The organism is Ruegeria sp. AD9 (assembly GCF_056542305.1).
In genome coordinates, this window is the sequence record NZ_JBQFZP010000006.1 from 55,307 (window position 1) to 74,885 (window position 19,579).

A 19,579-nucleotide genomic window follows, 5' to 3' on the forward strand; every position below is an offset into this window, starting at 1 on the left:
TCGCGTCGCGCAAATCCGGCGACGCGTTCAAACCCCGTGTTCAGGTCCGCCCCGAACGCGACAGTCTGGATATCGAAAAGGAATTAACCACGGCTCATCTCACCGTGACGGTGGTGTTGCCTCAGGCCGCAGGGTCAGCGGCACCCAACAGTTGCACCCCGTTGATCTTCCAGCCTTCCGTCAGCGGGATCATCTGATAGTCCAGAAGATGCACCCGCCCGTTACCGTCCGTAATCATCACCTTCTGCCACAGCGCGCCATCGACCTCGCGCAGTTCCAGAAAACGCACATCGGCGGGGCGCCAGACCATGGGATAGCCATTGCGCACCATCGCGCCGAAATTGTCGGGGTTTCGGAACAGACGCTGGATGCTGGGGCTGGCAAAGGTGAAGGCGGTCGCAAAGTCATCCGCCCGGAAGGCCTGTATCTGCGCCGCGATATTGGCCTCGATCTCGGCACTCTGCGCAAACGCGCCCGACGCCAGCCCGGCGCTCAGGGATAATGCAAGCAATAATCGACGCATGGGGCCACCTCCTGTGCCAAGGATAGCCCCATGCCGGTTCAGGTCAAATCAGACCAGCTCTCCGGCCAGTGCCTTGTCGATCAGCGCGATGGTCTCGGGCACGCCGTAAAGCGCGATAAAACCCCCGAAGCGCGGCCCTTGCGAGGCCCCCAGCAGCACCTCATAAAGCGCCGAGAACCATCCTTTCATCGGATCAAACCGCTCGCGGCCGATGGCATAGACCACCGATTGCAACGCTTCATCCTCGGTCGGGCCATCATACGCCTCAAGCGCCGCTTTCAGCGCTTCCAGCGCCTCGCGCTCCTGATCCGTCGGCGCGCGATGCTTGCGCGTCGGCTTGACGAAATCGTTGAAGTACCGCACGGCGAAACCAGCAGCCTTGTCCAGATCGGGATGGCTCTCTGCCGTTGCCTCGGGCGCATAGCGGCGAATAAAGCCCCACAGCGCCTCCTTGTCTTCGGCACCGGAAACCGATGCCAGATTCAGCAGCATCGCAAAGGGAACGATCAGGGTCGATTCCGGCACGTCGCCGCCGTGAATATGCCAGACCGGGTTGTTCAACTGGGCCTTCAGGTCCTGCCCCGGATAGGCGCGCAGCTGCTGATGATACTCATCATAGGCTTTCGGGATCACGTCGAAATGCATCCGCTTGGCCGTCTTGGGCTTTTGGTACATGAAATAAGCCAGCGACTCGGTCGGCGCATAGGTCAGCCATTCGTCAATCGACACACCATTGCCCGACGATTTCGAAATCTTCTGTCCGTTCTCGTCCAGAAACAGCTCATAGCTGAAATGCTCGGGCGCGCGGCCACCCAAGGCCCGGCAGATCCCGTCATAGATCTTTTCGTTGGTCGCGTGTTCCTTGCCGTACATCTCGAAATCAACGCCCAGTGCCGCCCAGCGCGCCCCGAAATCCGGCTTCCATTGCAGCTTCACGTTGCCGCCGGTGACGGGAACGGTCCATTCCTTGCCGTCTTCATCATCGAAGGTAACGGTATAGGTTTCGGCGCAGACCTTTTTCATCGGCACATACAGAACCCGCCCGGTTTCCGGGTGGATCGGCAGGAAGATCGAATAGGTCTGCTGGCGTTCTTCCCGCAGGCTTTTCAACATGATGGCCATCACGTCGTCGTAGCGTTCAACCGCACGCTTCAGAATCTCGTCGAACTGGCCCGAGCGATAAAAGTCGCGCGCCGAGTAGAACTCGTATTCGAACCCGAAGGTATCAAGGAACCGGCGCAACATCGCGTTGTTGTGTTCGCCAAAGCTGTCAAATTCGCCAAACGGATCAGGAACCGAGGTCAGCGGGCGCTGCAAATGCTCTTCCAGCGCCTCGGGGTTCGGCACGTTGCTGGGAACCTTGCGCATCCCGTCCAGATCGTCCGAAAAACAGATCAGCTTGGTCGGGATATCCGACAGCGCTTCAAAGGCGCGCTTGACCATCGTGGTCCGCGCCACCTCGCCGAACGTGCCGATATGCGGCAGGCCCGACGGGCCGTATCCGGTTTCAAACAGCACATACCCCTTTTCCGGAGCACCTTTCTGATAGCGTTTAAGCAACCGGCGCGCCTCTTCAAAGGGCCAGGCCTTGGACGACATCGCGGTTTCGCGCAGTTCAGACATTTCAATGTGCTCCATTGGGGAAACGGTCGCGGCTGCACCACGCAACCCGACCGGCCCCTCCTATTGTGCCAGTGCAGCATGAGTCAATAAAGCACCGGTGTTTTCACCGCCCGGAACCCTGGAAAACCACCTTGTCACGGGGTTTTGCCGCCAATTGACTGTTCTGCCCGCCCTCAGCCTCTGATCCACGCCCCCTGCGTCCGCCATCCCGCACCGGTTTTTCCATCCGCAGGCCTTACTCCAGCCACACTCATGGGGTGGATTTGGCGCGCGAAACATAAAAGACACGGGCGACAGGCTTTGACCTGATCCGGATGTTTCGCGTGTTTGCACAGCGGTGCTACGATAGACAGACGCCGGGAAACCTCCCCGGTCCAAAGGAAACGAGATGCGACGCGAAACCACCAACCTGATCCGCTTTGTGCTCGAGGATATCGTCCCGCCGATCCTGCGCGACAGCGCCGCCTTTCACTGGCTTGCGCGCCGTGTCTGGGGGGAACACATTACCCGGCTGGCAGCGTTCCGCGAACGCGCGCCTTTTCTGACAGACGAAGAATACGAAACGCTCTACCGGGAACACCCGCGCGTGCATGACGGAACCGACAATTCCGACGCCTGCATCGACCGGTTCGCCAGCGACATTGTTGGCGACAGCATCTGCGACGTCGGCTGCGGCACCGGGGCCCTGCTGCAACGCATCCGCTCCCTACGCCCGGACATCACGGCCATGACCGGCGTCGATTTCGTTGTCGATGACGCTGAAGCCATCGAAAAACCGCTCAAGGATCAGGCAGCATGAGCGCAACTGCACCCATAATGCTGATCTGGACCGGGCTGCTTCTGACACCTGTCATGATTTCGATTGGACAGGTTCTGTTCAAAATTGCCAGCGGGCGGATCGACGGCCGCACCGCGACCGGGGCGATGGGGGTGTTGCATACCCTGCTCGATCCTTTCTTGCTCGTCGCTCTGGCGATTTACGGCACAGCAACGATACTATGGATTTACGTCCTCAGGCATGTGCCGCTGTCGCAGGCCTATCCCTTCATGGCCCTGAGCTTCGTACTGGTCCCCCTCGCCTCGTGGCTGTTCTTCGGGGAAACGCTGGGGCTGCGCTATTGGATCGGGGCGGGCCTTTTGCTCAGCGGTATGGCGGTGATGAACACCTGACCGGTTCAACCTGCCGCACAGTTGGGGCAAAACAAGATGTTGAACCTGCCCTGCCCCCCTTCTATCCTGCGCCATTGACGAACCCCAAGCAGGATGCCCCGAATGACCGAGCAAGTTCCCCACCCGATGTCCCCACAGGATTGCCTTGTGGCGATCATGGTTGCGATCTCGGCCTCCGACGAAACCATCCGAACCGCCGAGCTGGTCAAGATCGAGGTCGCCGTGAACATGTTGCCGGTCTTCGCCGGGTACGACATCGACCGGATGCGCCACGTGTCGCAGGTCGTGTTTGACTTGTTCGAACAGGAAGACGGGCTGGATGCGCTGTTTGGCCTGATCCGGGACAACCTGCCCGAACGCCTGAACGAAACCGCTTATGCTCTGGCCTGTGACGTCGCTGCCGCTGACGGAACGCTGGCCGAATCCGAACTGCGCCTGCTGGAAGAAATCCGGTACGAGCTGAACATCGACCGCCTGCACGCGGCCGCGATCGAGCGCGGGGCCAGGGCGCGCCATACCGTCTGACGCCCGCTTCAGGCGGGTTTCAGGTTTCAGCTTCCATAAAGTGACCCCCAGCGCTCCAGCAAAGCGCGCTGCAATTTTCGCGATCTGCTGTTCCAGCTGCGTGCACCGTCCGGGCGCTCACGCTGCGCGCGTGGGATCGTTGCGCGATGGTCCACGTCGGCGGTGAATATCGCAAAGGCCAGATCAACCCCGTCCGCAGTCGTCAGGAAACCGCCCAACCCGGATACAAAGTTCAATGTCCCTGTCTTGGCATCAACCTTGATCGGGTGGTTCTTGACGGGCCGCCCGTTCCGGTCGGTCAGTGCAAAAGGTTTCATCAAGGGCCGCAACATCCCCGACTTCTGTGTTGCGACAAGGGCCGCAACCAAATCCTCCGGTACCATGCGCGAGGCATCGCTCAGACCCGAATGATCGACCATGGCGATTCCTGTCACGCCGAAACGACTGGCGGCCCACCGGTTCATCTCGGCTGCCGAATCCGCCAGGGTGTGCGGGTTAACACCGCGCGCCCTGGTCGCGGCCAGCCCGACCATCTCGGCCGTCAGGTTGGTCGAGTATTTCAGCATCCCGCGCAGGACACGATCCAAACTGTCGCTGCGATGCACCACAAGATCGACACCCTGCACGCTCTGGCGTGTCACCTGAACGCGCTTCAAAACGATCCCGTTCGACCGCGCCAAGGTGCGAAATACATCGCCCGCGTACAAAGCGGGCTTGCGCACCGGCAACCAGCGGGCCCCGCCATTGCCCAGCGCGCCCTTGGCCACGGTCCAGCGATCCTGCCGCGCGCTTGCCTGATAGGTATAGATCGGCAGGCTACGATCCTCGACCCGCATGGCCGAGACATCCACCGCAGGCACATAACGCTCGCTGCGGGCATCCATGGTTATGTCATAGCCACTCCCTGCGCGTTTCCATTCGAAATGGACGCGATTGAAGTTCAGGGAAATGCCGCTGACGGCTGGGCTATAGCCCACATGATCCGGCTGCTCGGGATCGATGCTGAACACATAAGGCAACGCCCCGTCGTAAACCCTGAACGCGCCGCGCACTTCGATAATCCCGGCCTCGCGCAAATTGGCCGCCATCGTAGCCAGCGCATCCGTATCCAGCAGCGGGTCGCCGCCCCCAACCAGAATCAAATCGCCGTGCAAAACGCCCTTCTCGATCCGGCCATCCGCCACCAGACGGGTCTCGAACCGGTGTTCCGGCCCCAGAACATCCAGCGCATAAAGCGCGGTCATTGCCTTTCCGACGCTGGCCGGGGGCAGACTTGCGCCCTCGCCAAACACTTCCAGCTGCGCCCCGGTCGCCACATCCGCAACCGCAAACACAACCTCGCCCTTCAGGCCTGCTGCGGCCACCAATCGCTCAGCGCCGCTTAATATGACCCCGCGCGCCTGCGGCCTAAGCGATACAAGCGGCGCCTGCGCAAGGCCCGCTGCCGGGATCAGGGACGCCCCTAATCCCCCCAGAAACAAACGACGTGAATAACGACCAGCCATAGCCGAATTAAAATCCCACAGATCAAAAGCACACAACCACTGTGTTAGATTATGCGCCCGTTGGGGCTATTCCGGCAACACTTCTGCGCCCCATTCGCCGCGCGTCCGGAGTTCGGTCGAACTGACATCGATCATCGGCACGTTCACGAAACACCAGGCCGGAGCCTGCGCCTGCCCCAAAAGGTGCCGCGCCTGCCCGTCGATCCGGTACTTCGCATAAACCCGCGCCGCAGGTGACATCCGGGCCGAGATCCGCTCACCCGGCCGCGCCACCACGCCCACCGGCACAGTGTCCATGATCAGCCGCCAGTCTTTCCAGCGATGAAACTGCGCCAGATTGTCCGCGCCCATCAGCCAGACAAACCGCACCTGCGGGTAAAGCCGCCTGAGCGCTGTCAGAGTGTCCGCCGTTGCCCGCGTGCCGACCAGCGCCTCGATATCCGTCACGTCGACCTTCGGATGCTGCATCACCCGCCGCGCCGCCGCCATGCGCCGCGCGATCGGCGCAGGCCCCCGCTCTTTCAACGGATTGCCGGGTGACACCAGCCACCACGCCCGATCCAACCCAAAGGCCTTCATCGCCTCACGCGTCACATGCACATGGCCCTGATGCGGCGGATCGAATGACCCGCCGAACAACCCAACGACCTGCCCGGGCCGCGCGTAAGGGATGTCGTACCGCTCCATAACCTGCTGATGTTCAGAACCGGGCCGCGTTGTCAATCAATCGGTTGCACGGCGTCGCCCAGCGCAACCCGCCCCGGCCTGACAACTTCGGCGCACCATCCCCCATGCCCCCGCACGGCAGAATAGCCGCCCTTGCCCAGCGCCTCTTCCATCCGGCTGCATGGCGCACAGATCACGGTAAAGCGCAAAACCGCCTCACCCACCTGCACCTCACGCCCCTTGAGCGCGGCCAGATTGATCCCCGAAACCACCAGATTGCGCCGCAGGGTTTCGGGGGCAACCGGTCCTTGCCCCAGATAAGATCCAATGGCCGCCAGATGCTCCCGCTGGATCAAAGAAACCGCCCGCTTACCCGCACGGCCCCGGTCACCGTCGAGCCCATCGGCCGAGACCACCGCCTCCCTCACCACCTCCACCCCAACCCGCCGCTCGGGCCGGACGCCAATCCACTCCACCCGCCCCGGTTGCGCCCAGCCTGATATCAGTTCCGCCAGTTCCACCACTTCATGCCCCTCATACAGCCCGGCAAACCTAGCCCATGCAGATACGGGACGAAATTCACAAAACCACCAGCTTGCCCCGCCCGCCCCGCTCGGATATCCAGCGTTTCAACCCAATTTCCCGACCCAGAGGACGCGACATGGCCGCCTATCAATATGTCTACCACATGCAGGGTGTCTCCAAGACCTATCCCGGTGGCAAGAAGTGCTTTGAAAACATCCACCTCAGCTTTCTGCCCGGCGTGAAAATCGGTGTTGTCGGCGTCAACGGCGCGGGTAAATCGACGCTGATGAAGATCATGGCCGGGCTCGACACCGACTTCACCGGTGAGGCCTGGGCCGCCCAAGGTGCCAAGGTCGGTTACCTGCCGCAGGAACCGCAGCTGGATGAATCCCTGTCGGTCCGTGAAAACGTCATGCTGGGCGTGGCTGCTAAAAAGGCCAAGGTCGACCGCTTCAACGAGATTGCCATGGAGATCGCCGAGAATTACTCGGACGAGCTGATGGAGGAAATGACAACCCTGCAGGACGCCATCGACGCGGAAAACCTCTGGGACCTCGACAGCCAGATCGACGTGTCGATGGAGGCACTGCGCTGCCCGCCGGACGACGCCAACATTGCCAACCTTTCGGGCGGTGAAAAACGCCGCGTGGCGCTCTGCAAGCTGCTGCTCGAAGCGCCCGACATGCTGCTGCTCGACGAACCGACCAACCACCTCGACGCCGAGACCATCGCCTGGTTGCAACAGCACCTGATCGACTACAAGGGCACCATCCTGATCGTCACCCACGACCGTTATTTCCTCGATGACATCACCGGCTGGATCCTCGAACTCGATCGTGGCCGCGGCATCCCTTACGAGGGCAACTACTCCGCATGGCTGGAACAAAAAGCCAAACGGCTGGAGCAGGAAGCCCGCGAGGACAAATCCAAGCAGAAGACCCTGCAACGCGAACTGGAATGGATGCGTCAGGGCCAGAAGGCCCGTCAGGCCAAATCCAAGGCCCGAATCAACGCCTATAACGAGCTGGCCGAACAGTCCGAACGCGAAAAGCTGACCCGCGCCCAGATCGTCATCCCCAACGGCCAGCGCCTCGGCGGCAAGGTGATCGAGGTCGAGGGCCTGTCGAAGCACATGGGCGACAAGCAACTGATCGAAGGGCTGGATTTCGCCCTGCCCCCCGGCGGCATCGTCGGCGTCATCGGCCCCAACGGTGCCGGTAAATCGACGCTCTTCAAGATGCTCACCGGTCAGGAACAGCCCGACAGCGGCACCATCACGTTGGGCGACACGGTCGAGCTGTCTTATGTCGACCAGTCCCGCGACGACCTGAAAGACAACGACACCGTGTGGGAGGCGATCACCGGCGGTGCCGAGATCATTCAGCTGGGTGACGCGCAGGTCAATTCCCGCGCCTATTGCTCGTCCTTCAACTTCAAGGGCGGCGACCAGCAGAAAAAGGTCTCGCTGCTATCCGGCGGTGAGCGCAACCGCGTCCACATGGCCCGCCTGCTGAAAGAGGGCGGCAACGTCCTGCTGCTGGACGAACCCACCAACGACCTCGACGTCGAAACCCTGCGCGCACTGGAAGACGCGCTGGTCGATTTCGCTGGCTGCGCCGTCGTCATCTCACACGACCGCTTCTTCCTCGACCGGATTTGTACGCATATTCTGGCGTTCGAGGGCGATGCCCATGTGGAATGGTTCGAGGGCAACTTCGAGGATTACGAAGAGGACAAAAAGCGGAGGCTCGGGCCGGACGCGCTGGAGCCCAAGCGGTTGAAGCATAAGAAGTTTGCGCGGTGATTTGATTGGAAAAAACAATCTAAGAAAATACATCCATTTTGGCGCAGTATTGCTTTTCGTTCGAAGCAATGCAGAGGATAGTTTGCCCTACATCGGAGAGGGATTTATCCAGCAAAATTTGGAACGAGTATTTAGTTACATCGAAGAACTAAATCTCAAAGTTTCAAACAACGCGTCTAAAAAACTCAAAGAAATGAAGGCGGAATTTGACAACAAATATAAAGATGGTTCGAACTTAGAGGCTCCCGACGGCAAGGCACTATTTGAGGAGATCAATGTTCTACAAAGAGTTATATTCGCGGAAGCAGAAGAACTATCCGCGTTCTTTCCTGATGAGAGAAGATACAATACCGACCTATTGTTCGAAGATATCTCTGGCATATTTGGCCGAGAAACTTTTGCACGCTTGCCAGAAAACGCCCAAAATGACTTCCAAGAAGCTGGAATGTGCCTAGTCCTTGGGCGCGGCACGGCGGCTGCATATCACCTCATGCGCGGCTCCGAATGTTGCCTAAAACAACTGTACTTTTCTGTTATCAAACAGAAAAGACTGGACAAACCGATGTGGGGCCCAATGGTAAAGGCACTAGAAGGTCGAAAAGCGCTTGACGATGCGTTGAGCGGAACTTTGGACAATTTCAGGAGCGGGTTTAGAAACCCGGTGGCGCACCCCGACAAGTTTTATACGATTGACGAAGCTCAAGACCTATTAGGCACAACCACCCAACTTGTTTCTTTGATTGCTAACCACAACAAGTACGCACCGCCGAAATTAATAAGCAAGCGTTGGATGCGTGCTCGCACCCCTTGCCCGTAGGCCGGGCTTCAGCCCGGCACCCCTCGAAACACTCACTCCTTTACCAACATCCGCCGATGAATGGCCTCATAACCCTTCAATCGCTCTGAGGGGAATGGTGGATGCCGGGCTGAAGCCCGGCCTACGGTTTGCCCTGTTCACGCCCATGGTGAACCGCGCCTTGATCGCACCCCACCGCGTGGAATAATCCGCATCGCCCGGCGGCAAGGTCCACACCGCGTGCAGATGATCGGGCAACACCACAAACGCATCACACCAGAACGGGCGCTCCCGCTGCGTTTCGGCAAATGCCGCGCGCAGATGTGCGACCTCGCGGATCAACAGGTCCGATGACCGGTCGGCCAGCGACACCGTAAAGAAATATCTGGCACCGGGAATGCGGACGCGGCGATAATCACTCATGCGTGCAAGGTGGCGCAGGTGTGACTACCAAGTGGTTAACACGCGCCTTTGCAGGCAACCGTCGAAAGTCGCATGCTCCACCGACCCCCGGTGTCCCATATCACAGCATTCAAGGATGGTTGCAGACGCGGCGCTTACCCGAACCGGTTGCCACGCAGCCGTCCGACACCGAACAGCCCCGTCAGCGCCCCAAGCAGCAGCAGCCAACTGGCCGGAAGCGGCACGGCCGAGACGTTCACGTCCACCGGCGTTTCTTCGGACCCGGGCTCATTGCACCACAGCTCACAAAACTCAGGCCCGGATTCCGCCACGACCTCCGTCCGTTCAGTCAGTATCTCGGGCAAATGCTTGGGTCCTCCAAGCTCGACAAGACGAGGGCGTCTTTCCTTACGGCGCGGGTTCTCCTTCGCGAAGACCGGAGCCTTCAGCTCGTGTTCAAATTCGAACATGTTGTAGAGTTTGAGCCCGCCTTCACGCGCGCCCGGCATAAAACCCTCAGTCCCAAATGGAACAGTCAGGGCCTGCGAGGCTCCGGCCCAGCACAACAGCGTTATCGTGTATACAACTTTCATATCCGCCCCCACGGCTGCCAAATAGTATAGCACCGGATCGCAGATTTTCCAAACATAGTGTTTAACGAATAAAAACTGTCGGTTGTGAGAAGACCCCCCGCTCAACCGGTCAGAATGACACTGGTCGTGAACACGTGCCTGCAACCAAAAAGTGTCCCCCTCCCGCGCAGGCGTGGCACGTGGTGATCGCTCCGCATGGCCGACCGGGAAGGTGTGAGTCCGGGTTTCTCATTGCCGTCGCGCGCGTCAACAGACAGGGTGACCAGAGCACCCGGAATGCTGTCAAACACCGCCAAAACCAGCCTGAAACCCATCAGCGGATTCTTGTACAAATTGGGCTTTCTGCCCTCTGGCCCCAGTACAATCCGTACAAACCACTCTTGCCACAGGCTTACCTCAATGCCATATGCGGGGTGCTAACGTTTTTCTATTTCGACCTACTGTCTCCTTCTACGGCGCTCAGTCTATCGATACAGACATACGACGCCAGGCTGCCGCAACTCCGTGGGCAGCACCAAACAGGAGACACGGATATGCCAGCAGGCACCGTAAAATGGTTCAACACCACCAAAGGCTACGGCTTTATTGCACCAGAAGATGGCGGCAAGGACATCTTCGTCCACATCTCGTCCGTCGAACGCTCGGGCCTGACCGGTCTGGCCGACAACCAGAAAGTCACGTACGAACTGCGTTCGGGTCGTGACGGCCGCGAGAGCGCCGACAACATCCAGCTTGCATAAGCTCTTGAAAGGGTGAGGGAAATCCCTCACCCTTTTGTTCAACCGCTGCCGTTTCAGGTGGCCGATTGATCACATCACGGATGCGTGATGCTTGCCCCAGAATTGACCAAATAACATATCATGATGAAACTGGTTCTTGGGTTTCATTGGTCAATTGATGAGGGTTTCGATGTTTACACGCCGAGTTTTTCTGGCCGGAACAGCAGCCACGCTGCTGCCGGGCATCGCCAGCGCCAAGAAAGCGGTCGAGTATGATCCGACACCGCAATTCGTGCGCATCAAAAAGCAGTTCCTGCCCGGGCAGCTGCTGGTCGCCCCCCGTTCATTCTATCTTTACTATGTCACCGAACCACGCAAAGCGATCCGCTATGGCTGCGGTGTCGGCAAGGCTGGTCTGGAATTCACCGGCACCGCTACTATCGATGTAAAAAAGGAATGGCCGACCTGGCGCCCGACCCAAGAGATGATCCAACGCGATCCGGTGGCCTATGCAAAATTCAAGGACAATGACTATGTCCAACCGGGAGGTGGGGATAACCCCCTCGGCGCGCGTGCGATGTACTTGTTTCAAAACGGTGTCGATACCTATTTCCGAATCCATGGCACGACCCAGCCACAAACCATAGGCAGGGCGGTGTCAAACGGGTGTATTCGGATGCTGAATGAACATGTCATCGATCTGTATAACCGGGTCCCTATCGGAACGGTGGTCACGGTCGTCTGATCGCTATCGCGGGGATGGCTAACCTTCCCCGCCCGCCTGCGTCACAAGTTGCAACACAGAGGGGCCCAGCGCTTCGACGATCTTCGCCACCCCGGCCGCATTTGGATGAATGCCGTCCGATTGCATGAATTGCGACACGGCTGCGGGGTCACCCTCCGCTGCAAGCCCTTCAAAGAAACTGCTGAAAAACAGAACTTCAAACTCCTGCGCCAGTACAGGGTACATGCCATCGAATGCCTGCTTGTATTCAGCGCCGTAGTTGCCCGGCGCCTGCATTCCGATCAACAAGACAGGAACCTTTGTATCGCGTGCAACCTGAAGTATCTTGCGCAGATTGGCTTGCGAAACTGCAGGATCGATCCCGCGCAACACGTCATTCCCGCCTAAGGCAACGATCAGTCCGTCCACATCGGGTGTCAGGGTCCATTCTACCCGCGCAGCGCCACCCGCCGTTGTATCGCCCGAAACGCCTGCGTTGATAACGCGAACATCTTCGCCCTTCGCCTGCAACCAACGGTCAAGCTGGGGAACAAACCCGTTCTCCTCCACCAGCCCGTAGCCTTGCGTCAGCGAGTCCCCAAGGGCTGCGATCACCACCTGATCGGCTGTGGCCGCAAAACCGCAGAACACAAATGGACTTGCCATCAAAACCTTGCGCAATACGGTGATCACTCCATATCCCAAAAACCGCTCCTTTATCGGGAAGACCCATGACGCCTGCTGTTCTCGCTCTTCAGAATGCCGCTTTATCGCTGGATGGCAATGCCGGGCGGGTCGATATTTTGCATGACATCACGTTGACCGTGAACAGGGGGGAAACGCTGGGGCTGATCGGGCCATCGGGGTCGGGAAAATCGTCGCTGTTGATGCTGATGGGTGGGTTGGAACAGGCAACAAGTGGTCAAATCTTGGCCTTGGATCAGAATTTGACAAGCATGGACGAGGACGCCCTGGCGCGGTTTCGGCGCGACAACATGGGCGTCGTGTTTCAGAATTTCCACCTGATCCCAACGATGACCGCGTTGGAGAACGTGGCGACACCGCTGGAACTGGCGGGGCACAAAGATGCGTTCGACCGTGCCGAGACTGAACTGAATGCCGTGGGGTTATCCCATCGTCGCGATCATTACCCGGCGCAGTTGTCGGGCGGCGAGCAGCAACGAGTTGCCCTGGCGCGTGCATCGGCACCACGCCCCAAGATCTTGCTGGCGGACGAACCAACCGGGAATCTGGACGAGACAAACGGTGCCGCGATTGTTGATTTGCTGTTCGGGCTTCGGCGCAAATATGATGCGACGCTGGTTCTTGTAACGCACAGCCGTTCACTGGCTGAACGATGTGACCGGGTGATCAGGCTGCGCGACGGCAGGATTGCCGAAATGACCCGGCAGGAGGCCGCAGAATGAGCCTTCGGCTGGCCGCGCGGCTGGCCCGTCGAGAGCTGCGCGGGGGCCTGCGCGGCTTTCGCATCTTTCTGGCCTGTCTGGCCTTGGGCGTCGCAGCCATCGCAGCCGTCGGATCGGTGAGTCAGGCGATTCAGACCGGGCTGACCCGTGAAGGCGCATCCCTGCTGGGCGGCGATGCCGAGCTTGAGTTCACCTATCGTTTTGCTACTGAGGCCGAGCGCCTCTGGATGCAGCAGTCATCCGAACAGGTGTCAGAAATTGTCGATTTCCGCTCGATGGCGGTTGTGCCCCGCGACGCCGGGCCGGAACGTGCGCTGACCCAGGTCAAATCCGTCGATAAGGCTTACCCGCTCATCGGATCGGTCAAACTGGAGCCGGGCATCACGCTGGACGACGCCCTGAATGGCAGGTCCGGATTACCCGGTGCCATTATGGAACCCGTTCTGATAGACCGGCTTGGTTTGTCGGTCGGTGATCACTTCGCGCTTGGCACGCAAGAGTTCATTCTGATGGCCGCACTTCGGAATGAACCCGACAGCGCCGCGGCTGGTTTTGCCTTGGGGCCACGTACAATGGTGCGTACCGAAGCGTTGCAGGCATCTGGCCTGCTGGAGCCCGGAACGCTTTTTTCGACCAGGTACCGGCTGACCTTGCCCCAAGACGCGAACCTGTCGGAGGTGTCCGCAAGAGCCAGCGCGGCGCTTGAAGGCTCGGGGATGCGCTGGAGCGATGCGCGCAACGGCGCGCCGGGCATATCGGAATTCGTCAACCGCCTGAGTGCCTTTCTGGTCCTTGTCGGATTGTCGGGGCTTGCCGTCGGTGGCATCGGTGTGTCCGCCGCCGTGCGAGCCTATCTGAGTCAGAAAACGGAAACCATTGCGACATTGCGGACATTGGGGGCGGATCGCTCCACCATTTTTCAAACTTACATGATTCAGATCGGGGTGCTGTCCCTGACTGGCATTGTAATTGGGCTGGTACTGGGCGGGATGGCACCGCTTTTGCTGGCACCGCTGCTGGAATACCAGTTGCCCGTTCCAGCAGTGTTTTCTCTGTATCCGCAACCGCTGATAGAGGCTGCGCTTTATGGCCTGCTGACAGCATTTCTTTTCACGCTCTGGCCGCTGGCCAGAACCGAAGATGTGCGCGCCGCAACCCTGTTTCGCGATGCGCTGAGTGCGGCTCGTCCCATCCCACGCGCAATTTACGTCGTGGCAAGCGGGATTGGATTGGCGTCCCTGATCGCGATTGCGTCCTGGTTCAGCGGCTCAACGCGCCTAACCCTGTGGACCAGCGGCGGACTTGCGGGCGCACTGATCCTGCTGGCGCTCGCAGCCCATGCCATTCGCAAACTGGCACGGGCTGGGACACCTTTGGCGCGGGGCCGCCCTGCCCTGCGATGGGCTTTGTCCGCCATCTCTGATCCGCGTGAGGGTGCGGGGTCAGTGGTTTTGTCACTTGGTCTGGGTTTGTCAGTGCTGGCGGCGGTTGGGCAGATTGACGGCACGCTGCGCAACGCGATCTCCGGCAATCTGCCGGATGTCGCGCCCTCATACTTCTTTGTCGATATTCAAAAAGACCAGATGCCCGGTTTTACCGAACGGCTGCAAACCGATCCTGCTGTCAGCCGCATTGAAAGCGCACCAATGCTGCGGGGCATCATCACCCAGATAAACGGTCGCCCTGCGCGCGAGGTGGCCGGAGATCATTGGGTTCTGGAGGGAGATCGCGGCGTCACCTATTCAGCCCGCCCCCCGGCAAATGCACGGGTGACAGCGGGGGAGTGGTGGGCAGAGGATTATTCTGGCGCACCACAGATCAGCTTTGCAGCCGAAGAAGCCGAAGAGATGGGTCTGAAACTGGGCGATCAGGTAACTGTCAACATCCTGGGGCGGGATATCACCGCAGAGCTGACCTCAACCCGAGAGGTGGATTTTTCCACAGCGGGTATGGGTTTTGTCATGTCGATGAACCCGTCGGCACTGGCGGGTGCGCCACACAGCTTTATTGCGACGGTATATGCAGAAGAACAGGCCGAGGCCGCCATTCTGCGAGATCTTGCAGGCCAGTTCCCGAACATCACGGCCATCCGAGTGCGCGACGCAATTGACCGTGTTTCGGGCCTTTTGGCAGGGATCGCCGCCGCAACCTCGTATGGCGCGGGCGTGTCTTTGTTGACAGGATTCCTGGTGCTGATCGGGGCGGCAGCCGCCGGCGAACCCGCCCGCAGATACGAGGCGGCAATCCTCAAGACGCTGGGGGCTGACCGTGGCCGCATCCTGCGCAGTTTTGGACTACGCTCGGTCCTGCTGGGCGCCGCAGCGGGCTGCGTCGCCTTGCTGGTTGGCATCCTGGGCGGATGGGCTGTGGCCACCTACATCTTCGACACAGGTTTTACCGTGATCTGGTCTTCGGCCTTTGGCATCGTTCTGGCCGGTGTCGGCGTCACGCTCTGCGCAGGTTTCGCATTCGCGCTGCGCCCTCTCTCTGCCCGGCCAGCCCGCATTTTGCGGGCCAGCGACTAAGGTCAGCGTACGCAGGCCACGGGCTGCAACAGCTTCAGCAACGGGTCGTTGTCACAAACCAGCGCATCCAACGACACTTCGTCCAGAGATGCATAGAAAACTTCCGCCGCATCCTGCAATGCCAACCGCAGCCTACAGGCATCGGTCAAAGGACAGGTGTTGTCCGCATCCGCAAAACACTCGGCGATGGGCAAGGCCCCTTCGACGTGCCTGAACACCGCGCCGATCCGGATTTGGCTTGCCGGACGCGCCAACGACATACCGCCGTTGCGGCCGCGCTGAGTGCTCAGGTAATTCAACTGGCTTAACTGGTTGATCACCTGAGCCAGATGGTTTTCCGAGATGTTGCAGACTTCGGCGATCTCGGCTTTGGTGACCAGCCGGTCCGGGTGTGCGGCGCAATACATCAACAGGCGCACAGCGATATTCGTCCGTTTGGTAATCCGCATGAAGGCCTCCCTGAATAAAAGATGAAGCCTTATTGCATGTCGCGGAAAAAAGCGGTTTGACATACATCAATCGACCCAAAGGACACCTCTCACATGGCCGACCCCTATTTCTTTGGTTATGGAAGCCTTGTGAACCTCGCCACACATGATTTTCCCGACCCCCGCCCAGCAATACTGAAGGGGTGGAAACGCGCATGGCGACACACTGATCTGCGCCCGGTCGCGTTCCTGACAGCTGTCCCGGACCCCGAGTCTGAGATCGAAGGCATGATCGCGCATGTCCCCAAGAACGACTGGGCTGCGCTGGATGAACGGGAATGGGCCTATGACCGAATTCCGGTATCCCGGTCGATTTCACATCCACTGACACATGAAGTTGAAATTGCGGTCTACGCCGTCCCGCAAGATCGGCACAACGAGCCCAGCAATCACCACCCCCTGCTACTCAGCTACATCGATGTTGTTGTTCAGGGTTACTTGCGGGCGTTTGGAGAAGACGGGGCAGACCGGTTCTTTGCAACAACCAGCGGATGGGATGCCCCGATCCTGAATGACCGGGCCGAGCCACGTTACCCGCGACATCAACAACTCAAACCTGTCGAGCGTGATTTTGTCGATGACCGCCTGACCAGTTTGTCGGTTCGGATTGAACAACCGGTTTGACGACAAAAGGCCACGCCGACGGCGTGGCCCTTAAATGTCGTGTACTACCGCGTTAGCCGCGCGCGCGGATCACCTGCAGCAACGGCAGCAACGCCGCCATTTCCGGGCCACGTTCTGCACCTGTCAACGCCTTGCGCAGCGGCATGAACAGGCCTTTTCCCTTGCGGCCTGTTGCCTCTTTCACGGCGTTGGTCCAAGCTCCCCAAGTTTCACCATCGAACGGGCCTTCGGGCAGCAGCGACATGGCCTTAGCGATGAATTCGCGATCTTCATCGGCAACCAACGGTTCGGCGCCGTCACGGCACAGGTCCCACCACCCTTTGAGGTCGGCCAAAGTGGTGATGTTTTCCCGCGCCATGGCCCAGAACGGTTCGGCCAGTTCGGCAGGCACCCCGGCATCCGCGACAGCATCGGCCACATTCGCCAGCGGCAGCGATTGCAGGTATTTGGCGGTCAGCGGGAACAGGTCCTGCACGTCGAACTTGGTCGGCGCGGCACCAAACCGGCTCACGTCAAAGCCGTCGATCAACTCGGCCATATCCGAGCGCAGCTCGACCGGATCGGACGAACCCAGTCGCGCCATCAGGCTCAGCAGTGCCATCGGCTGCACGCCCTGTTCACGCAGATCGCGCAGGGCCAGCGTACCGAGGCGTTTCGACAGAGCTTCGCCCTGCGGGCCGGTCAGCAGCGAGTGATGCGCAAAGCGCGGGCAATCCCCGCCCAGTGCCTTGATGATCTGAATCTGGGTCGCAGTGTTGGTCACGTGATCCGAGCCGCGCACGACATCAGTCACGCCCATTTCAGTGTCATCCACCACCGACGCAATCGTATAAAGAACCTGCCCATCACCACGGATCAGAACCGGATCAGAGACCGAGGCCGCATCGATCGAGATGTCGCCCAGAATTCCATCGGTCCACTCGATCCGTTCGTGATCCAGCTTGAAACGCCAGACACCGTTGCCACGTTCAGCGCGCAGCGCATCCTTCTCGGCATCCGACAGGTTCAGCGCGGCACGGTCATAAACCGGCGGCTTGCCCATGTTCAGCTGTTTCTTGCGCTTCAGGTCCAGCTCGGTGGGCGTCTCAAACGCTTCATAGAACCGCCCCATCGCGCGCAACTTGTCAGCCGCTTCGGCGTAGCGATCCAAACGCTCGGATTGACGCTCGACGCGATCCCAGTGCAAACCCAGCCACTCAAGATCCTGTTTGATGGCATCGACATATTCCTCTTTCGAGCGCTCGGGGTCGGTGTCATCGATGCGCAGGATGAACGTACCGCCCGCCTTGCGGGCGATCAGATAGTTCATCAGGGCGGTGCGCAGGTTGCCCACATGGATGTAACCGGTGGGCGACGGGGCGAAACGGGTGGTTGTCATGGGTGTCTCCTGTTGGCGCGGCTCTTGTCACATGGGCGCGTTTTTGTCCAGCCGCCGCTTGATCCATCAGGTGATTCAACGCGGTTCCACGGGCCATATCCTGCCAAGGTCGTCCAACCCGGCGCGAATGAGTTCCGACAGAACCTGCATGTCGATATCCGCCAGCTTGTTCACATACAGGCAGGACTTGCCCAACTTGTGCTTACCCAACCGGGCCAGAATGCCGCCAAAATCCGCGTAACCCGGCATGATATAAATCACCAGCGCCGACTTGCGCGGAGAAAATCCGGTTGCCAGAAAATCGCCCTCTCGGCCCGAGGCGTAGCGATAGTGATAACGGCCATACCCTATCATCGACGGGCCCCACATGACCGGATCAAATCCGGTGGTAGCCCGAAACAGGTCGTCCAGAGCGCGCGTCTCTTCGGCCCGACGTTCTGATTGGACCGAATTAAGGAAGTCTTCTACACTTTGATCCGTTGGAACGGTTTTGTTCTGCGATCGCGACATGAACAAAAATTAACACGTATTGTTCATCCATGCACCCTGCGTGGATGTCGTAACATCTGGTCAGAATCTCACACCGTTCTAGTTTTTCTAAAGGTGTTCTGACAGGGAGAACGATAATGACGATCAAACTTACTCGCCGCGCCGCCTTGGGAACTGCTGCCGCCTTACCGTTTGCCACGGCAGCAGCGCCGGTTTTGGCCGCAGGCTCTGACGCCAAGGCCAACTCGACCATCGCCAAGTCATTCCATGTCGGCGACTTTACCGTCACGACCTTGCTGGATGGCAGCCTGCCCCGCGATGGCGCCCAGGATATCTTTGGCGGCGGAGCGTCAGATGAAGACTTCGCAAAGGTTTCGGCCGAGAACTTTATTCCCGCCGACACCGCCCAATTTTTCTTTACCCCCTCACTGGTCAACACCGGATCGGAACTGGTATTGTTCGACACCGGTCTGGGGCAAGGCGGCATTCAGGCCGCTTTGGCCGATGCAGGTGTCAGCCCGGATCAGATCGACGTTGTCGTGCTGACCCATATGCATCCAGACCATATTGGCGGCATGACAACGGATGGCGCACCAACCTTTGCCAACGCACGCTATGTGACCTCGGCAACGGAATACGATTTCTGGTCCGCGCAAGAGGCCGGAAACAATGTCGGTGATCTTGTAGCCGCAAAAGTCACACCGCTGGCCGAGAAGATGAGCTTTATCGGCGATGGAGAGCAAGTGGCGTCGGGCATAACTGCGGTTGCGGCCCACGGCCATACCCCGGGTCATACGGTTTATCATCTGGAGAGCAACGGACAGCGCCTTCTGCTGACAGCGGACTTGGCCAACCATTACGTGTGGTCCTTTGCCCATCCGGAATGGGAGGTTCGGTTTGACATGGACAAGGCCGCCGCAACCGCCGCGCGCCGAAATGTTCTTGGCATGCTGGCAGCCGACAAGGTGCCGATGGTCGGCTATCACATGCCCTTCCCTGCCGCGGGCTTTGTCGAGACACGGGGCGAGGGCTTCCGCTTTGTTCCAGTCAGCTATCAGATGATGGGCTAAGCC

22 protein-coding genes are annotated in these 19,579 nt (G+C 59.5%); 11 read left to right on the forward strand and 11 right to left on the reverse strand.

The features are described from left to right. Positions 1–121 precede the first annotated feature (121 nt). Both ACR0AM_RS10685 and ACR0AM_RS10690 read right to left on the reverse strand, forming a co-directional pair. Positions 122–523: a DUF4864 domain-containing protein gene (locus ACR0AM_RS10685; protein ID WP_480475250.1), complete on the reverse strand. Its 402-nt coding sequence runs from the start codon at positions 521–523 to the stop codon at positions 122–124. A gap of 48 nt (positions 524–571) precedes the next feature. Next, positions 572–2,146: a lysine--tRNA ligase gene (locus tag ACR0AM_RS10690; protein ID WP_480475248.1), complete on the reverse strand. Its 1,575-nt coding sequence runs from the start codon at positions 2,144–2,146 to the stop codon at positions 572–574. A 388-nt stretch (positions 2,147–2,534) separates the two neighbouring features. On the opposite strand from ACR0AM_RS10690, the gene ACR0AM_RS10695 reads away from it, so the two are divergent. From ACR0AM_RS10695 to ACR0AM_RS10705, 3 genes are all read left to right on the forward strand, one after another. Continuing rightward, positions 2,535–2,945: a class I SAM-dependent methyltransferase gene (locus ACR0AM_RS10695; protein WP_480622879.1), complete on the forward strand. Its 411-nt coding sequence runs from the start codon at positions 2,535–2,537 to the stop codon at positions 2,943–2,945. After that, positions 2,942–3,316 carry an EamA family transporter gene (locus ACR0AM_RS10700; RefSeq protein WP_480622880.1) on the forward strand — a complete coding sequence of 125 codons (375 nt, stop codon included), beginning with the start codon at positions 2,942–2,944 and terminating at the stop codon, positions 3,314–3,316. The genes ACR0AM_RS10695 and ACR0AM_RS10700 overlap by 4 nt, the downstream gene beginning before the upstream one ends. 102 nt (positions 3,317–3,418) lie before the next feature. Continuing rightward, positions 3,419–3,841: a tellurite resistance TerB family protein gene (locus tag ACR0AM_RS10705; RefSeq protein WP_209507905.1), complete on the forward strand. Its 423-nt coding sequence runs from the start codon at positions 3,419–3,421 to the stop codon at positions 3,839–3,841. Positions 3,842–3,867: 26 nt separating this feature from the next. On the opposite strand, the gene dacB is transcribed toward ACR0AM_RS10705, so the two are convergent. The 3 genes from dacB to ACR0AM_RS10720 form a co-directional block, all read right to left on the reverse strand. Then, on the reverse strand, positions 3,868–5,346 hold the full coding sequence (dacB, locus tag ACR0AM_RS10710; RefSeq protein WP_480622881.1) for a D-alanyl-D-alanine carboxypeptidase/D-alanyl-D-alanine endopeptidase: 1,479 nt from the start codon (positions 5,344–5,346) through the stop codon (positions 3,868–3,870). 66 nt (positions 5,347–5,412) lie between these two features. Next, the gene (locus ACR0AM_RS10715) at positions 5,413–6,033 is read right to left on the reverse strand and encodes a nicotinate-nucleotide adenylyltransferase (RefSeq protein WP_480518555.1); all 621 of its coding nucleotides are present in this window, start codon (positions 6,031–6,033) and stop codon (positions 5,413–5,415) included. A gap of 32 nt (positions 6,034–6,065) precedes the next feature. Then, entirely contained in the window at positions 6,066–6,536 is a 471-nt protein-coding gene (locus ACR0AM_RS10720) for an MOSC domain-containing protein (protein WP_480495496.1), read from the reverse strand. A gap of 137 nt (positions 6,537–6,673) precedes the next feature. Here ACR0AM_RS10720 and ettA point away from each other — a divergent pair, with 137 nt between their 5' ends. Both ettA and ACR0AM_RS10730 read left to right on the forward strand, forming a co-directional pair. Continuing rightward, the gene (ettA, locus tag ACR0AM_RS10725) at positions 6,674–8,341 is read left to right on the forward strand and encodes an energy-dependent translational throttle protein EttA (protein WP_480518551.1); all 1,668 of its coding nucleotides are present in this window, start codon (positions 6,674–6,676) and stop codon (positions 8,339–8,341) included. Continuing rightward, a complete protein-coding gene (locus ACR0AM_RS10730) occupies positions 8,331–9,158 on the forward strand; it encodes a hypothetical protein (protein ID WP_480622882.1) in 828 nt (275 codons plus the stop codon). Before ettA ends, ACR0AM_RS10730 begins: the two co-directional genes overlap by 11 nt. Before the next feature lie 66 nt (positions 9,159–9,224). On the opposite strand, the gene ACR0AM_RS10735 is transcribed toward ACR0AM_RS10730, so the two are convergent. Both ACR0AM_RS10735 and ACR0AM_RS10740 read right to left on the reverse strand, forming a co-directional pair. Beyond that, positions 9,225–9,560: an REP-associated tyrosine transposase gene (locus ACR0AM_RS10735; protein ID WP_480622883.1), complete on the reverse strand. Its 336-nt coding sequence runs from the start codon at positions 9,558–9,560 to the stop codon at positions 9,225–9,227. 134 nt (positions 9,561–9,694) lie between these two features. After that, the gene (locus ACR0AM_RS10740; RefSeq protein WP_480622884.1) at positions 9,695–10,132 is read right to left on the reverse strand and encodes a hypothetical protein; all 438 of its coding nucleotides are present in this window, start codon (positions 10,130–10,132) and stop codon (positions 9,695–9,697) included. A gap of 533 nt (positions 10,133–10,665) precedes the next feature. On the opposite strand from ACR0AM_RS10740, the gene ACR0AM_RS10745 reads away from it, so the two are divergent. Both ACR0AM_RS10745 and ACR0AM_RS10750 read left to right on the forward strand, forming a co-directional pair. Next, positions 10,666–10,872: a cold-shock protein gene (locus tag ACR0AM_RS10745; protein WP_209506380.1), complete on the forward strand. Its 207-nt coding sequence runs from the start codon at positions 10,666–10,668 to the stop codon at positions 10,870–10,872. 169 nt (positions 10,873–11,041) lie between these two features. Then, positions 11,042–11,596, forward strand: a complete 555-nt coding sequence (locus tag ACR0AM_RS10750) for a L,D-transpeptidase (protein WP_209506382.1) — start codon at positions 11,042–11,044, stop codon at positions 11,594–11,596. Positions 11,597–11,614: 18 nt separating this feature from the next. Here ACR0AM_RS10750 and ACR0AM_RS10755 read toward each other — a convergent pair whose 3' ends face one another. Continuing rightward, on the reverse strand, positions 11,615–12,241 hold the full coding sequence (locus tag ACR0AM_RS10755) for an arylesterase (protein ID WP_480623002.1): 627 nt from the start codon (positions 12,239–12,241) through the stop codon (positions 11,615–11,617). Between the two features lie 65 nt (positions 12,242–12,306). Between ACR0AM_RS10755 and ACR0AM_RS10760 the strand changes: the two genes are divergently transcribed. Continuing rightward, positions 12,307–13,002, forward strand: coding sequence for an ABC transporter ATP-binding protein (locus ACR0AM_RS10760; RefSeq protein ID WP_480554174.1), 696 nt, complete (start codon positions 12,307–12,309; stop codon positions 13,000–13,002). Then, a complete protein-coding gene (locus ACR0AM_RS10765; RefSeq protein ID WP_480604809.1) occupies positions 12,999–15,527 on the forward strand; it encodes an ABC transporter permease in 2,529 nt (842 codons plus the stop codon). Before ACR0AM_RS10760 ends, ACR0AM_RS10765 begins: the two co-directional genes overlap by 4 nt. 2 nt (positions 15,528–15,529) lie before the next feature. Here ACR0AM_RS10765 and ACR0AM_RS10770 read toward each other — a convergent pair whose 3' ends face one another. Continuing rightward, the gene (locus tag ACR0AM_RS10770) at positions 15,530–15,976 is read right to left on the reverse strand and encodes an RrF2 family transcriptional regulator (RefSeq protein WP_267366061.1); all 447 of its coding nucleotides are present in this window, start codon (positions 15,974–15,976) and stop codon (positions 15,530–15,532) included. Between the two features lie 93 nt (positions 15,977–16,069). On the opposite strand from ACR0AM_RS10770, the gene ACR0AM_RS10775 reads away from it, so the two are divergent. Then, positions 16,070–16,639, forward strand: a complete 570-nt coding sequence (locus tag ACR0AM_RS10775; RefSeq protein WP_480622885.1) for a gamma-glutamylcyclotransferase family protein — start codon at positions 16,070–16,072, stop codon at positions 16,637–16,639. A 52-nt stretch (positions 16,640–16,691) separates the two neighbouring features. Here the strand turns inward: ACR0AM_RS10775 and gltX are convergent, their stop codons facing one another. Together gltX and ACR0AM_RS10785 are read right to left on the reverse strand one after the other, a co-directional pair. Beyond that, positions 16,692–18,017 (reverse strand): glutamate--tRNA ligase, encoded by a 1,326-nt coding sequence (gene gltX / locus ACR0AM_RS10780; protein WP_480622886.1) that lies wholly within the window; start codon positions 18,015–18,017, stop codon positions 16,692–16,694. Positions 18,018–18,092: 75 nt separating this feature from the next. Continuing rightward, entirely contained in the window at positions 18,093–18,527 is a 435-nt protein-coding gene (locus tag ACR0AM_RS10785) for a DUF1801 domain-containing protein (RefSeq protein WP_480554178.1), read from the reverse strand. Between the two features lie 116 nt (positions 18,528–18,643). Here ACR0AM_RS10785 and ACR0AM_RS10790 point away from each other — a divergent pair, with 116 nt between their 5' ends. Then, positions 18,644–19,576, forward strand: coding sequence for an MBL fold metallo-hydrolase (locus tag ACR0AM_RS10790; RefSeq protein WP_480475212.1), 933 nt, complete (start codon positions 18,644–18,646; stop codon positions 19,574–19,576). The last annotated feature ends 3 nt before the right edge of the window (positions 19,577–19,579 follow it).

Bases quoted from the DNA above. Each gene is read 5' to 3' on its own strand.
- ACR0AM_RS10705 (WP_209507905.1), top strand. From the start codon at position 3,419: ATGACCGAGCAAGTTCCCCACCCGATGTCCCCACAGGATTGCCTTGTG.
- ACR0AM_RS10685 (WP_480475250.1), bottom strand. From the start codon at position 523: ATGCGTCGATTATTGCTTGCATTATCCCTGAGCGCCGGGCTGGCGTCG.
- ACR0AM_RS10690 (WP_480475248.1), bottom strand. From the start codon at position 2,146: ATGTCTGAACTGCGCGAAACCGCGATGTCGTCCAAGGCCTGGCCCTTT.
- ACR0AM_RS10735 (WP_480622883.1), bottom strand. From the start codon at position 9,560: ATGAGTGATTATCGCCGCGTCCGCATTCCCGGTGCCAGATATTTCTTT.
- ettA (WP_480518551.1), top strand. From the start codon at position 6,674: ATGGCCGCCTATCAATATGTCTACCACATGCAGGGTGTCTCCAAGACC.
- ACR0AM_RS10715 (WP_480518555.1), bottom strand. From the start codon at position 6,033: ATGGAGCGGTACGACATCCCTTACGCGCGGCCCGGGCAGGTCGTTGGG.
- gltX (WP_480622886.1), bottom strand. From the start codon at position 18,017: ATGACAACCACCCGTTTCGCCCCGTCGCCCACCGGTTACATCCATGTG.
- ACR0AM_RS10740 (WP_480622884.1), bottom strand. From the start codon at position 10,132: ATGAAAGTTGTATACACGATAACGCTGTTGTGCTGGGCCGGAGCCTCG.
- ACR0AM_RS10775 (WP_480622885.1), top strand. From the start codon at position 16,070: ATGGCCGACCCCTATTTCTTTGGTTATGGAAGCCTTGTGAACCTCGCC.
- ACR0AM_RS10785 (WP_480554178.1), bottom strand. From the start codon at position 18,527: ATGTCGCGATCGCAGAACAAAACCGTTCCAACGGATCAAAGTGTAGAA.
- ACR0AM_RS10695 (WP_480622879.1), top strand. From the start codon at position 2,535: ATGCGACGCGAAACCACCAACCTGATCCGCTTTGTGCTCGAGGATATC.
- ACR0AM_RS10700 (WP_480622880.1), top strand. From the start codon at position 2,942: ATGAGCGCAACTGCACCCATAATGCTGATCTGGACCGGGCTGCTTCTG.
- ACR0AM_RS10745 (WP_209506380.1), top strand. From the start codon at position 10,666: ATGCCAGCAGGCACCGTAAAATGGTTCAACACCACCAAAGGCTACGGC.
- ACR0AM_RS10790 (WP_480475212.1), top strand. From the start codon at position 18,644: ATGACGATCAAACTTACTCGCCGCGCCGCCTTGGGAACTGCTGCCGCC.
- ACR0AM_RS10755 (WP_480623002.1), bottom strand. From the start codon at position 12,241: ATGGCAAGTCCATTTGTGTTCTGCGGTTTTGCGGCCACAGCCGATCAG.
- ACR0AM_RS10770 (WP_267366061.1), bottom strand. From the start codon at position 15,976: ATGCGGATTACCAAACGGACGAATATCGCTGTGCGCCTGTTGATGTAT.
- ACR0AM_RS10765 (WP_480604809.1), top strand. From the start codon at position 12,999: ATGAGCCTTCGGCTGGCCGCGCGGCTGGCCCGTCGAGAGCTGCGCGGG.
- ACR0AM_RS10750 (WP_209506382.1), top strand. From the start codon at position 11,042: ATGTTTACACGCCGAGTTTTTCTGGCCGGAACAGCAGCCACGCTGCTG.
- dacB (WP_480622881.1), bottom strand. From the start codon at position 5,346: ATGGCTGGTCGTTATTCACGTCGTTTGTTTCTGGGGGGATTAGGGGCG.
- ACR0AM_RS10760 (WP_480554174.1), top strand. From the start codon at position 12,307: ATGACGCCTGCTGTTCTCGCTCTTCAGAATGCCGCTTTATCGCTGGAT.